This is a genomic window from Cupriavidus sp. 05T41, assembly GCF_056396525.1.
On sequence record NZ_JBFTLQ010000034.1, the window covers coordinates 1 to 13,032 of the forward strand.

The 13,032-nt window shown below is 69.2% G+C and carries 13 protein-coding genes; 3 read left to right on the forward strand and 10 right to left on the reverse strand.

Annotation, left to right across the window (positions count from 1 at the left end; genetic code table 11):
- The 4 genes from AC1DKV_RS20455 to AC1DKV_RS20470 form a co-directional block, all read right to left on the reverse strand.
- A partial coding sequence (locus AC1DKV_RS20455) for a penicillin-binding protein 1A (protein ID WP_477137883.1) occupies positions 1–2,285 on the reverse strand: 2,285 nt, incomplete at its 3' end.
- 135 nt (positions 2,286–2,420) lie between these two features.
- A complete protein-coding gene (locus tag AC1DKV_RS20460; protein WP_441643124.1) occupies positions 2,421–3,503 on the reverse strand; it encodes a S1 family peptidase in 1,083 nt (360 codons plus the stop codon).
- A complete protein-coding gene (locus AC1DKV_RS20465; RefSeq protein ID WP_441612047.1) occupies positions 3,458–3,727 on the reverse strand; it encodes a hypothetical protein in 270 nt (89 codons plus the stop codon). The genes AC1DKV_RS20460 and AC1DKV_RS20465 overlap by 46 nt, the downstream gene beginning before the upstream one ends.
- A gap of 278 nt (positions 3,728–4,005) precedes the next feature.
- A complete protein-coding gene (locus AC1DKV_RS20470; protein ID WP_441612046.1) occupies positions 4,006–4,638 on the reverse strand; it encodes a DUF2239 family protein in 633 nt (210 codons plus the stop codon).
- Between the two features lie 250 nt (positions 4,639–4,888).
- Here AC1DKV_RS20470 and AC1DKV_RS20475 point away from each other — a divergent pair, with 250 nt between their 5' ends.
- Positions 4,889–5,041 (forward strand): hypothetical protein, encoded by a 153-nt coding sequence (locus AC1DKV_RS20475; RefSeq protein ID WP_441612045.1) that lies wholly within the window; start codon positions 4,889–4,891, stop codon positions 5,039–5,041.
- 14 nt (positions 5,042–5,055) lie between these two features.
- Here AC1DKV_RS20475 and AC1DKV_RS20480 read toward each other — a convergent pair whose 3' ends face one another.
- Complete coding sequence (locus tag AC1DKV_RS20480; protein ID WP_441612274.1) at positions 5,056–5,664, reverse strand: DUF2459 domain-containing protein; 609 nt, start codon at positions 5,662–5,664, stop codon at positions 5,056–5,058.
- 391 nt (positions 5,665–6,055) lie between these two features.
- Between AC1DKV_RS20480 and AC1DKV_RS20485 the strand changes: the two genes are divergently transcribed.
- Positions 6,056–6,676 (forward strand): flavodoxin family protein, encoded by a 621-nt coding sequence (locus AC1DKV_RS20485; RefSeq protein WP_441612044.1) that lies wholly within the window; start codon positions 6,056–6,058, stop codon positions 6,674–6,676.
- 89 nt (positions 6,677–6,765) lie between these two features.
- On the opposite strand, the gene AC1DKV_RS20490 is transcribed toward AC1DKV_RS20485, so the two are convergent.
- From AC1DKV_RS20490 to AC1DKV_RS20510, 5 genes are read right to left on the reverse strand one after another with little or no spacing between them, the layout of a single operon-like run.
- Positions 6,766–7,779: a proline racemase family protein gene (locus AC1DKV_RS20490; RefSeq protein ID WP_441612043.1), complete on the reverse strand. Its 1,014-nt coding sequence runs from the start codon at positions 7,777–7,779 to the stop codon at positions 6,766–6,768.
- 35 nt (positions 7,780–7,814) lie between these two features.
- A complete protein-coding gene (locus tag AC1DKV_RS20495; RefSeq protein ID WP_441612042.1) occupies positions 7,815–8,603 on the reverse strand; it encodes an ABC transporter permease in 789 nt (262 codons plus the stop codon).
- Positions 8,600–9,442 (reverse strand): ABC transporter permease, encoded by an 843-nt coding sequence (locus tag AC1DKV_RS20500; protein ID WP_441612041.1) that lies wholly within the window; start codon positions 9,440–9,442, stop codon positions 8,600–8,602. Before AC1DKV_RS20500 ends, AC1DKV_RS20495 begins: the two co-directional genes overlap by 4 nt.
- On the reverse strand, positions 9,439–10,506 hold the full coding sequence (locus AC1DKV_RS20505) for an ABC transporter ATP-binding protein (RefSeq protein ID WP_441612040.1): 1,068 nt from the start codon (positions 10,504–10,506) through the stop codon (positions 9,439–9,441). Before AC1DKV_RS20505 ends, AC1DKV_RS20500 begins: the two co-directional genes overlap by 4 nt.
- A gap of 14 nt (positions 10,507–10,520) precedes the next feature.
- A complete protein-coding gene (locus tag AC1DKV_RS20510; protein WP_441612039.1) occupies positions 10,521–11,585 on the reverse strand; it encodes an ABC transporter substrate-binding protein in 1,065 nt (354 codons plus the stop codon).
- A 106-nt stretch (positions 11,586–11,691) separates the two neighbouring features.
- Here AC1DKV_RS20510 and AC1DKV_RS20515 point away from each other — a divergent pair, with 106 nt between their 5' ends.
- The gene (locus AC1DKV_RS20515) at positions 11,692–12,795 is read left to right on the forward strand and encodes a GlxA family transcriptional regulator (protein ID WP_441612037.1); all 1,104 of its coding nucleotides are present in this window, start codon (positions 11,692–11,694) and stop codon (positions 12,793–12,795) included.
- Positions 12,796–13,032: the final 237 nt, after the last annotated feature.

Below are 13,032 nucleotides of genomic sequence, written 5' to 3' on the forward strand. Positions count from 1 at the left end.
GCATACGGCAGGCCGCCATCGCCGGCTGACGGCGCGGCGGCTGCCACGCTGGCATCACTGGCCGCCGGCGTGGCTTCGGCGGCAACAGTGGGGCGCGGCGCGCGGCGCGGCGGCGGCGGCGGTGCCGCGGGCTTGGGCGCCGCGCCGAACAGGCGCTGGTACCAGCCGCGCACGGTGCCGGTGAGCGTGTCCCAGAATCCCGTCTGCTCCTGTTCGACGAAGCGCACGTTGGCGTCGATCACGCGGGCGCGCAGCGAGCGCTGGAAGAAATCGCCCACCATGGGCAGTGCGCTGTGCGCGCCCTGCCCCCAGTAGTCGCTGCGCAGCGTCACGCGGCTGTCGTTGAAGCCGACCCAGGCGCCCGCCACCAGTTGCGGGTGCATCAGGATGAACCAGCCGTCGGCGTTGTCCTGCGTGGTGCCGGTCTTGCCCGCCACGTCGGCGCGGATGCCAAAGCGCGTGCGGATGCTGCTGCCGGTGCCGCGATCGATCACGCCGCGCATGACATCGAGCAGCGTCTGCACGGTGGCGACCGGCAGCGCCTGCTCGGGCGAAGCGTGGCGGAAGGTCTCGAGCACTTCGCCCTTGCGGTCTTCGATGCGGGTGACCATCACCGGCTCTAGATAGGCGCCCTGGTTGGCGATGGTGCCGTAGGCCGCGACCATTTCCTTGAGCGTGACGGGGCTGGTACCGAGCGCCAGCGACGGCACGGTTTCGAGCCGGCTTTGCCGCACGCCCATGGCGCGCGCGAGCCTGGCCACCTTGTCCGGCCCGACGGTCTGCATCAGTTGCGCGGTGATGGTGTTCTTGGAGTACACCAGGCCGTCGCGCAGGCTCATGGCGCGCCCGCTCGGCGGGCCGTCGTCGGAGGGCCGCCACACTTCGCCGCCGGCCAGCGGGATTGCCACGGCCTGGTCGACAAAGGTGTCGTCGGGGCTGGCGCCCTGCTGGAAGGCTGCGCCGTAGACGAAGGGCTTGAAGGTGGAGCCCGGCTGGCGCTGGGCCTGCTGCACGTGGTCGAAGGCGTCCTGGCTGAAATCGCGGCTGCCCACCCAGGCCTTGATCTCGCCGCTGCGCGGGTCCAGCGCCAGGAAACCGGCCTGGACGCGGGTCTTGGTCTGGCGCAGCGCCTGCATGAACGCGCTGTCCGCCAACAGGGTCTTCATGGCCGCGTCGGCGGGCTGCCCGGCCTCGCGCGCGGCGCGGTATTCCGGCGTTTCGCGCACGAAGGCCTGCACCAGCTCGCGGTTGGCGGCCCAGCCCGAGCGGGGCGCCCAGGCGGCATCGGCGATGCCCTGCAGCTGGTTGCCCTGGCGCGTCACGGCCTGGCTGGCCAGCGCCTGCAGGCGCGAATCGATGGTGGTGCGCACCACCAGCCCGTCGGTATAGATGTTGTAGTCGTTGCGGTCGGCCCAGTTGATCAGCCATTTGCGCAGCTGCTGGGCGAAGTGCGGGGCCGGGCCGGGCGGCTCGGTCTGCCGTTCGAAATCGATGCGCAGCGGCCGCTTCTTCAGCTGCTCGAACCGGGCCGGCTCCAGCTTCTCGTACTTGACCATCTGCGCCAGCACGATATTGCGCCGCTGCAGCGCCCGCTCGGGATTGATGACCGGGTTGTAGTAGCTATTGCCCTTGAGCATGCCGATCAGCGTGGCGCTTTCCAGCACGTCGAGCTTGCCCGCCGACTTGTCGAAATACGTGCGCGCCGCCATCTCGATGCCGTAGGCGTTGTAGAGAAACGGCACGGTGTTGAGATAGGTCTCGAGGATCTCGTCCTTGGTATAGAGGGCTTCGATCTTCAGCGCGGTGACGGCTTCCTTGAGCTTGCGCGTGAGCGTGGGGGCACGGCCGATCTCGTCGGGATAGAGATTGCGCGCGAGCTGCTGGGTGATGGTGGAGCCGCCCTGGCGGTCGCCGGAGAACGTGTGCAGCGCGGCCGAGCCGAGCCGCCGCCAGTCCAGCCCGAAATGCTGGTAGAAGCGATGATCCTCGGTGGCGATCAGCGCGGTGGTCACATTGGGCGAGATATCGGCCAGGCGGACCCATTCGCGGTTGGCCCACCGGTACACGGCCAGCTCCTTGCCATCGGCGGACAGCACCTGCGCGGGCTGGTCGGACTTGGCCTTGCGGATATCGCTGATGCCCGGCGTGAACGGCACCAGCACCAGCACGTACAACAGGAACAGCAGCGGCACGGCGGCAATTGCCTTGAGCACGCCGCGCCGCGTGGGGCGGCGCAGTCGGGCAAGGCGCTCGGCGGCAAAGGTTTTGATCTGGTCCGGATTCATGAAGCAAGCAGCATTGGACGGCGGCGCGGCCCGGCGCGCGGCCGGCCCGCCGTCAATGGAAAGGCCTGCATCCTACCAAAAACGCATGGCGCCGCAGCGGCGTGGCGTTGGCGGCGCATGGCGCCGGCGTGCCGCTCAGTCGAAACGATGATCGAGCAGCACCAGGCTTTCGTCCACCTTGTCCCAGCGCGCCACGTAGCTGGCATCGAAGCGCACCACGCGCTTGAGCTCGGGCGCATACCACGCCACCGCCGTGTAGGGCACCGAACTTTGCGAGCCGCCGCCGGAGAAACCGTAGAAGGGGCGCATCACGTACCCCTTGTAATCAATGCGCAGCACGCGGAAGCTGCCCGCGGGCACGGTGATGGTGGACTCGCCGGTGGCTTCGCCGCTGAGCTCCGTGGGCAGGTCGGTGCCGGGCTGCTTGTAGCTGTACTTCCAGCGCATGCCCGGCTTGACGTTCTCCGGCACCCAGCCGCGCGGCGGCGAGACGGCATCGAAGTCGCCGCCGGCAGGCGTGGCGATCTCGACGCGGCCATCCCGGCTCTCGATGCGCGCGCCCTGGTTGAAGCTCACGCGCTCGGCCTCGACCTTGTCGACGCGGTAGACCACCGGGCGGCGCTTGTGGGTCAGCTTGTCGACCAGCTCGTAGCGCCAGACCTCGCCCACCGCCGGCGACTGTTTCCCGGCTGCGATCCCACCTGCCTCGTCGGTGGCAACGGGAGCCGCGGCTGCGGGCGCGGGTGCGGCTGCCGGCGCCAGCAGCGATGGCTTGTAGCTGGCCATCGCCGCCGTGCCGCGTTCCCTGGCTGCCGCGATCCAGTTCGCGGGCACAGCCTTGAGCAGCTTGTCGCCCGCATCGGCGCGTCCCGCCAGCACGCCCACCAGCCGGCCGCTGTCGTCGAAGACGCCGCCGCCGCTGGCCGCGCTCGGCATCTGCACCGTGATCTCGATGCGGTCCAGCTTGCCGTCCGCGCCGGCGCGCAGGCCCGCCACGCTGCCTTCCTGCAGCGCGACGCCCGCGGCTTCCGGGCTGGCGGCGGCCACGATCTTCTGGCCGAAGGATGGCGCCGCCGCGGCGGTTATGACCACCGCCGGCGCGCTGAAATTGGCCACGCGCAGCAGGCACAGGTCGCGCTCGACGTCGGGCGCTTCCAGCGTGGCGTCATAGCTCACGTTGTCGCGCCGCACGGCGATGCCGCTCGCGCCGGCCAGCACGTGGCAGGCCGTGACGAGCTGCCCGCGGCCCCGACCACTACGGCCGAGCCCGAAGACAGCGGCGCGTTGTTCTGGCCCATCGTGCGCACGCCGTAGACGCTGGGCGTGATCTTGGCGAGCAGCTGTGCGCTGTCGAGCGCGTGGGCGCTGGCGGCGGCGAGTGCAAAGGCCGCGGGAAACGCGGACAGCACGGTACGGCGCATGCGGTGCGATGGCGTGGTCATAGGGTGGGACTGGAAGTGGAAAGCAGGGATACCCGGATGCGGGAAAGCCGGGATGCACGGACAGGGAGCGTGGCGATTGCCTCGGCGCGGCCGCATCGGACAGCGTGCGGCTGCAACCGGGCGCCGCACCGCTGCGCCTGCAAGGCAGCCGCAAGCCCGGCCGGCAAGCCCTGTGATTCCCATCCCTGTAACCCCGCCCGTTCTTGTTGTCTGTCTTCGTTGTGGCCGTATTCTGCAGTGGCCATGCGGATTGGACAAGGGCGCGGTGCCGGCGGCCTTCAGCCGCCCTGTTGCTCCCGCGCATCCGCGAACGCGGCTTCGGCGCGCTGCCGGAGATAATCGCGCAGGTCGGCCGGCCACAAGGCGACCAGTTCGTCGAAGCGCGCGCGCTCTCCCGCGAACAAGGCACGTGCCACCTCTTCGAAGTTGGCGCCGCCGCCGGCCGCCGCCGCCATGAAGCGGTAGCTTGCCTCCTGCGCCCTGCGGATACGGTCCTTGCCCGCGCCGGCCCTGCGCGCGTCCTCCACCAGCTTGCGCAGCGCCACCGACGCCCCGCCGGGTTGCGCGGCAAGCCAGTCCCAGTGGCGCGGCAGCAGCGTGACCTCGCGCGCCACCACGCCCAGCCGCGGCCGGCCGGGACCGCGCGGCGTTTCGGCTTCGGGCGCCTGCTGCGCGTCGGGGAAGGGCGCGGCCTGCTCCATGGCGGCGATGCGCGCGGCCACCTCGTCGGCCGTGCCGCGGAAATCGACCTCCACCTGATGGCAGTCGTCATCGCCGAAGATCAGCACGCCGGCGACGGGCTCGTCGGCAAAGCGCTCCCTGACCTGCCGCGCCACCAGCGCGAGCGCGCCCGCGGCGATGCGCCTGCTGCCTTCGAAGGCGGTGTATTGCGCTGGCTGGATCTCACTCATGACGGTCTGGCGTTGCCGCGAAAGATGAACAATGACGCCGATAATACCCGGGTAAAATAGCCCAGTCAATATTACCCGGGTAAAAATGCGGCGGCCCGTCCGGGACCGGCGGACGAAACATCACAGGCGGCGGAGCGCCCGCTGTGGCCTTACCTATACTGGAAGCCTCGGTCCTGGCGCCGGCTTGCATCCCGGAGCCCGCCGCGAGGCCACGTAACCGAAGACCTGAAGATCCGCTGGGGGGACTGCCATGCAACGTTCCATCGTCGTCGCGCTCTTGCTGCCGCTTATGCTGGCCGGTTGCATATCGTTCAGCAGCAGCGACCCCAATCCGCCCAACAAGACGCCCGTGGTAGTGCCGCCGCCCGGCTCCTCCGTCTACTGCAGCCCCGCGCCCTGCTAACGGCGCGCGGCCGGCTACGGCGCGTCCCTGCCCTGCGCGGCAGCGGCTGCGCGCGCCTGCCGCATGATGCCGCCCGCGAATAACGCGCCGCCCACGGGCAACCCGGCGGACCGCAAGGCGTCCGCCGTCCACGTATTGCAGGTATAGAGGCCGTCGTAGGAGCCGGTCGCGCCGAAGAACAGGCTGCCCGGATAGGGCCCCTGGCCGAGCCTCACAGGCAAGCCCGCGCCGTCCTTCTCCACCGCATCGCGCAGATAGCCGCGCAGGCCCCGCAGGCCGGCTTCGTCCACCCCGAGGCTGACCACGTCGCCGGCGCCGAACGCGGCCGCCGGCGTGTCGCGCAGCACCGTCATCAACAGCGCGCCCGGGCCCGGGAACATGGCCGAGAACATCGCTGTCCAGCTATGGTCGTGCGTGATGACGTAGCGCCGGTCGCCAAAGCCGAAGCAGAGGAAGCGCGCGCCATCGAAACCCCGCGCCAGCGCGCCCACCCACTCGCCGGCATCCTCGCTGCGCAGGCAGATATCGGTATGCCAGCCGCGCGCCACCACGGCGATGGCGGTAACGGCCGGACCCGGCGGCTTGCCCGCGGGCGCGGGCGTGGTGGCGCAGCCGGCCAGCACGAACGGCAAGAGCAGCGCCGCGGCGCGGGCCGGGATACTTGATCGGGGGCAGGGCAAGGGCGGATACCGGGACTCACTGGATCCGCGCCGCGGCGTGCGGCGAGGAAATCGCACTCTTGATGGTAGGCGACGGCCGGCGTGGCGCCGGCCGCATAGACGCGCAAGCGCACAAAACCGGCACCGCGCGTGACGCGCACTGCCTTTGGCCGCGCTGCTGTGTGCTCGCCGCCAGTTGCCGGCAGCGATATTCAAAATAATTCAACAACTTATTGATTTTGCGGCCACTCGCGCGCGCTCGCACTGCCTAAACTTGCTTTCACAGGCAGGCACTGAAGCCAACCAAAGCAAGACTCCCAAGATTCAAAATTTCGCAATCATCGAGGAAAACATCATGCACGCCACCGCCACCCAGCTCGCCATCGTCTACCACAGCGGCTACGGCCACACCGCCAGGCAAGCGCAGGCCGTCGCCCGCGGCGCCGCCAGCGTGGACGGCGTGGAAAGCCTGCTGATCAGCGTCGACGAGATCGATCAGCACTGGGACACGCTGGAAAACGTCGACGGCATCATCTTCGGCGCGCCCACCTACATGGGCAGCGCGTCGGCGCAGTTCAAGGGCTTCATGGATGCCACCTCGCGCAACGTCTTCGCCAAGGGCGGCAAGTGGGCCAACAAGGTGGCGGCAGGCTTCACCAACGCCGCCTCGCGCTCCGGCGACAAGCTGGCCACCCTGCAGCAGATGGCGATCTTCGCCGCGCAGCACGGCATGCACTGGGTGAACCTGGGCCTGCCCCCGGGCCACAACAACTCCAAGTCGACCGAAGACTCGCTGAACCGCCACGGCTTCTTCCTGGGCGCGGCCGCGCAATCGAACGCCGATGAAAGCGCCGAGGTGGTGCCGCCGCTGGCCGATCTGCGCACCGCCGAACACCTGGGCGCGCGCGTGGCCGAAGTCGCGCACCAGCTGGCCGCCGGGCGCCGCGCGCTGGCTACGCTCAAGCAGGCGGCCTGAGGCCGGGCAAGCCCGGCTGCCCCGCATCCGGGGCAGCTGGCCCGAGGCAACCATGCAACGACGCAGCCGCGAGGCTGCGTCATCGCATTTCAGCGCACCAGGAAGCCCGCGCCGACCGGGTCGTCGCGGTCGATCATCCAGCGCGCCGTGCCCAGGATGCTGGCGGTGCCCTTGACGGTCGGGCGCACCGCGCGCGTGCCGTTCAGGTCCACCTCGCCCAGCAGGCAGCCTTCGAAGGTACCGCTGCCCAGCAGCCCTTCGGACAGGATGGGCTGGTTCAGGCCCAGCTTCCCGCGCGCCTCGAACATCGCCATCATGGCGCTGGTGCCGGTGCCGCCGGGCGAGCGGTCGAGCTGCCCCGCGCTGAACACGTGCACGTTCTTGTAGAACGCGCCCTCGATGGTGGGCTGGTGCCAGAACGTGATGAAGTTCAGGTTGTTGATATGCGCCTCGGTCGGATGCTGGATGCGCATCTGCTGCCTGATCTGGTCGCGCACCATCACGCCGAGCCGCGACAGCTCACTGCCGTTGTCCGGCGAGATGCGCAGCGCGCAATCGCTCAGGTCGACGATGCCGAAGTAGTTGCCGCCCCACACCAGGTCGGCCTTGAGGTCGCCGTAGCCGGGCAGATGCACCGGGATATCGCGCGCGGCAACGTAGGCCGGCACGTTCTCGAAGCGCGTCCACAGCACGTTGTCGCCTTCGGAGGCCACTTCCGAGACCACCAGGCCCGCGGTGGTCTCGAAGCGGATGCGGGTCATGCCGTTGCTGCCTCGCGGCACCAGGCCCAGCGCCACCATCGCCATGCTCACGGCAATCGTGCCATGGCCGCACATATGCGAATACTCGGTGCCGTCGATGTAGATCAGGCCGGCATCGTATTCCGGGCTGGACGGCGGCGTGAGGAACACCCCGAACATGTCCTTGTGGCCACGCGGCTCGCGCATCAGCGCCATGCGCAGCCAGTCATAGTGCTGCTCCAGAAAGGCGCGCTTCTCCAGGATGGTGGACCCGGGGGGATAGGGAATCCCGCTGTGCACGATGCAAAGCGGCTCCCCTTCGGTGTGGGTGTAGATGACGTCGAACGCGTCTTGCTTGCGCATGGCTGGAGCTCCTTGCTGAAGGGTTGCGGAGTGGGTCATTTGCGGTCGGACAGCATGTCCAGGCCGATGGTCAAATCGAGGATCGCGATGGCCACCACGGCCACCACGATGGTCGCGCCCGAGACTGCGGCGATGGTCGGGTCGATGGTGTACTGCACGTAGTTGAAGAGCTTGACCGGGATTGTGTTGAGGTCCGCCGTGGTGTTGAAGATGGACAGCTCGACATTGATCCACGAGGAAATGAAGGCAAAGATGGCGCCCGTGACGATGCCCGGGCGGATCTGCGGCAGCACCACCAGGAAGAACGTGGTCCAGGGATTGGCGCCGAGGTCGTAGGACGCTTCTTCCAGCGCGCGCTGCTCGGGCGTCATCAGCGACAGCGTCGACCTCAGCACGAAGGGCGCGATGATGACGGTGTGCCCGATCAGCAGGGACAGGAAGCTGCGCGTGAGGCCGAAATAGCCGCCGAACTGCAGCAGCGCCGCGCCCAGCACGATGTGCGGCAGCACCAGCGGCGACATCAGCACGGCCGCGATGGCGCGCTTGCCGGGAAAGTCATGGCGCCCCAACGCCAGTGCCGCGGGCACGGTCAGCAGCAGCGCGCCGAGCGTGGCGGCCAGCGCGAGCGCCGTGCTGGTCGAGAACGCCGACACGTAGCTCGGATCGGACAGCATCGTGCGGTACCACTGCAGCGTCCAGCCCTGCGGCGGGAAGGCGAGGAAAGAGGAGGCCGTCAGCGAGCTGCCCAGGATCACCGCCAGCGGCAGCACCAGGTAGGCGAGCACGGCCCACGACACCAGCCGGATCAGGGTCCTGGCGATCATCGCCCACCTCCGCGGATTTCCCCGGCGCGGCCGGCAAGCGCGACCATGGCGAGGGTGAAGACCAGCAGGACGATGCTGAGCGCGCCGCCGTAGTGGACATCGAAGGTCGAGCTGTATTGCTGGAAGATCAGCATGGAGAGCACCGAGATGCGGCCGCCGGACAGCAGCGCCGGCGTGACGTAGGCGCTGACCGCCAGCGTGAAGACCATGATCGCGCCGGCCACCACGCCCGGCAGCGTGAGCGGGAAGGTGACATGGCGGAAGGTCGCGGCGGGGCCTGCGCCGAGGTCCGCCGAGGCCTGTTCGCAGCCGGGATCGACCCGCGCCAGCGCGTTGCCCACCGCCAGCACCACGAACGGCAGCAGCACATAGACCATGCCGATGATGATGCCGAGCTCGGTGCCGAGAAAACGCACCGGACGCTCCGCCAGGCCCGTCGCCAGCAGGCTCTGGTTGACCAGCCCGTTGCGCCCGAGCAGCACCATCCAGCCAAATGAACGCACGATATTGCTGGTGAACATCGGCACCACCAGCAGGATCACGCACACCCGGCGCCACGCACGCCAGCGCACCATGCGCACCAGGTACCAGGCCAGCGGATAGCCCAGCGCGACGCAGGCAAGCGTGGTCACGCAGGCAATGCGGAAGGTGACCAGGATCACGTCCCAGTGGTAGCTGTCCGCCAGCACGCGCACATAGTTGGCCAGCGTCCAGGCGTGAGGCTCGCCACTGGCAAGGCTCGCGGTCAGCACCACGGCCAGGGGCGCAAGGAAGAATGCCGCGAAGAACGCCAGCGGCGCCGCCAGCATCAGCCCGAGCATCGCGTGCGGGTGCCTCATGCCGGCTCCCCGATCAGATGCAGGTGCGCGGGATGAAAGCCCAGCCGCACCTCGCCGCCCGGGCGCAGGCCCGCGGCGGGCAAGCCCGCTGCGCGCGCCACCATGAGATGCCCGCCCACATCGGCGCGGATCATGGTGTGGCTGCCCACGCTGGCGACATCGGCCAGCACGCCGGACCAGGCGCACAGTTGCGCATCGCCGGCGCCGGTGCCGTCCAGCAATTGCAGATGCTCGGGGCGCAGCACGGCCACGCCGCGCGGCGCCATGCCCGGCTGCATGGCGGGCACGGTGCGCCCGGCCACGGCAAGCCGGATCTCCTGGCTGCCGGAGGCCTCGTAGCCGATCAGGTTGGCGTCGCCGATGAACTCGGCGACGAAGCGCGTGGCGGGCGCGCGGTAGATCTCGGTGCCGGCGCCGATCTGCTCGATGCGCCCCGCGTGCATGACCACGATGCGGTCGGCCATGGTCATGGCTTCTTCCTGGTCATGCGTGACGAACACGAAGGCGATGCCCAGCTTTTCCTGGAGCTGCTTGAGCTCCAGCTGCATATGCTTGCGCAGCTTCATGTCCAGCGCGGAGAGCGGCTCGTCGAGCAGCAGCAGCTTGGGCCGGTTGACGATGGCGCGCGCCAGCGCCACGCGTTGCTGCTGCCCGCCGGACATCTCGCGCGGATAGCGCTCGCCGAGCGCCGCCAGGCCCACCATCTCCAGGGCCTGCATGGCGCGCGTGCGCGCCTCGGCGCGCGGCGCGCCCTGGCGGCGCGGGCCGTAGGCCACGTTGTCCAGCACGCTCATGTGCGGGAACAGCGCATAGTTCTGGAACACCGTGTTGAGCGGGCGCCGGTAAGGCGGCAGCTGCGTGACGTCCTGGCCATCGATCAGGATGCGCCCGCTGTCCGGCGCCAGGAAGCCCGCGATGGAGCGCAGCAGCGTGGTCTTGCCGCAGCCGCTGGGGCCCAGCAGGGCGACGAACTCGCCCTGCCGGATATCCAGGCGGATATGGTCCAGCGCCGTATAGGCGCCGAAGCGCTTGCAGACGGCATCGATGCTCAGCAGATCAGACATCACTCGCTCCCACCCTAGCGCTTGCGCGCGACCTGCCGGTTCCACGCATCGGTGATCTCGGCGCGCCGCGCGTTGATGACGCTCCAGTCGAACAGGCTCAGGCTGTCCACCGAACCGTTGACGCCCCACGGCAGCTTGCGCGCCACGTCGGCCGGTACCGTGACGCCCTGCACGGCCGGTCCCAGATAGAGCTTGGTCGCCAGGCAGGTAGCCGCTTGCGGCGTCAGCGCGGTGTCGATGAACTTCTCGGCGGCGACCTTGTTGCGCGAGCCCTTGACCAGGTGCAGGCGCGCATCGGTTGCCCATGCGCCCTCCTTCGGCACCACGAAGCCGATGGGCACGCCCTTGTCGATCAGGTCCCAGGCGCCTACGTTGAAATGCGCGCCGATCACGGCTTCGCCGCTCTGGAAGGCATTGGTGGCCGCGCCCGAGCTGTCGAAGAACAGGGCGGTATCGAGCGCCGCCAGCTTGGCGTAGACCGGCGCCAGGTTGGCCGCGTCCGCGCCCCACACCTTCGCCATGAACACCACGAACGGCACCCCGGACGAATTGGCCGGCGACGGCACGGCCACCGCGCCCGCGTACTCCGGCTTCCACATGTCCTTCCAGCTGGTGGGTGCCGGCCTGACCGACTTGGTGCTGTAGGTCAGTCCCAGCGAGTAGTAGCCGGAGCCCACGGCATAGCTGGTGCCGCCGTTGCGATACACAGCCTTGGGCAGCACGTTCTTCAGGTTGGGGATCGCCGCGGGATCGAGGTTGTCCAGCACGCCGGCCTGGTAGGCCAGCTCACTGATGCCGCCGTCCATCCACGCGACATCGATGGCGGGCGCGGCCTTTTGCTGCTGCAGCTTGGCCAGGGTCGTGGTGGAGGTGCCGATCTCCGGCGTCACCGCGATCCCGGTGGCCTTCGTAAATGGCTCCGCCACGCAGCTGCGGAACGCGTCGCCCCAGTTGCCGCCGTACATGGCGACGGTCAGTTTCGCCGGCTGCGCGGCCGCGCCCGGCGACCACGCCGTGGCGGTTGCCGCTGCGGCGACGGCCAGCGCGGCGCGGATGGTACGGTAGGTCTCGGATCCCATGTCATGTCCCCAGAAAGGTTCTTGCGTTGCGACCACAGATGCATGTTGCGCGTTGGCAGCCCGTCCGAGCTTGCAAGCCGTGGCCATAAAGTTGAATAATTGCGTCATGCCAATCCCGCCTTCCGCCAGTACCGGCGCCAGCACCGGCGCCAGCACCGGCCCACACGAACCGGATCCCCCCGCGCCCGTCGGGCAAGGGGGTAAACCCGAGCTGAACGTCGGCTTCGTCCTGCTGCACCAGTTCACGCTCGCGGCCTTCTCCGGACTGATCGACGTGCTGCGCCTGGCCGCCGACCACGGCGGGCGCAGCCGCCAGATCCACACCAGCTGGCGCGTGATGAGCATGGACGGCCTGCCGCGCACCTCGAGCGCCGGCGTGACCGTGCAGGTCAACGGCGCCCTCAGCGCCGACCCCGGCGAGTTCGACTACGTGGCGGTATGCGGCGGCAACGACTACCCCAACACCTACATGCCGCCCGCGCTGCGCGACTGGCTGCGGCTGGCGGCGGCCAGCCGGGTGCGCATGCTGGGCATCTGTACCGGGACATTCGCGCTGGCGCAGGCCGACCTGATCGGATCGCGCTCGGTCTGCGTGCACTGGAACGTGCTCGACGCCTTTCGCGATCGCTATCCGCGCACGCGCGCCGTGGTGGACCATCTCTTCGTCGATGAGGGCGACCTGATCACCTGCGCCGGCTCGACCGCCGCGATCGATCTCGGGCTGTACCTCGTATCCCGCCATTGCGGCAGGGAGAAGACCCAGCAGGCGGTGCGCCACATGATGCTGCAGGGCATGCGGCCGGCCAAGCTGCCGCAGGCGCATTTCTATGCCGACCTGGCGCACATCAAGGACATCCGCGTACGCCAGGCCGCCCACTATATCGAGCAGCGCATCGACAACCCGCCTTCGCTGGATGCCATCGCCCGCTACGTGGGCGTGGGGCGGCGGCAGCTCGAACGCGCCTTCCACGAGGCCATCGGCGTCTCGCCGATGGCGTTCCAGCGCACGCTGCGGCTGGAGTATGGCAGCTGGCTGCTGCGCAACAACCCGGCCAGCATCACGCAGATCGCACTGGATTGCGGCTTCGCCGACGGCGCGCATTTCTCGCGCGACTTCCGCGCGCGGTTTGGCGTCTCGCCGCGCCAGTTCCTGCAGCAGGGGCAGGACGGCGCAGCGCCGGCGCCGGCGCTCGCCGAGCCCGGCATATGAAACGTTTCAGGCGAGTGCCGCACTGTCGCGGGCAGGACACCGGCCGCGCGATTCGCGTGCGCATGGCGGCGCCCTTCGTGTGCGCGCCGGGCAGGGGCAAGATCCTCCGCGGGCGGGCGTGTTTCGGCCAGGGCGCGAAGCCGCGTTCGCCGGGCCTGGCGACGGCCTGAGATTCCCGCGGCCCCTCGCCGCTGGCGGGCGAGGGGCAGCCAGCATCAGCGATGCGGGCGTTGCGGG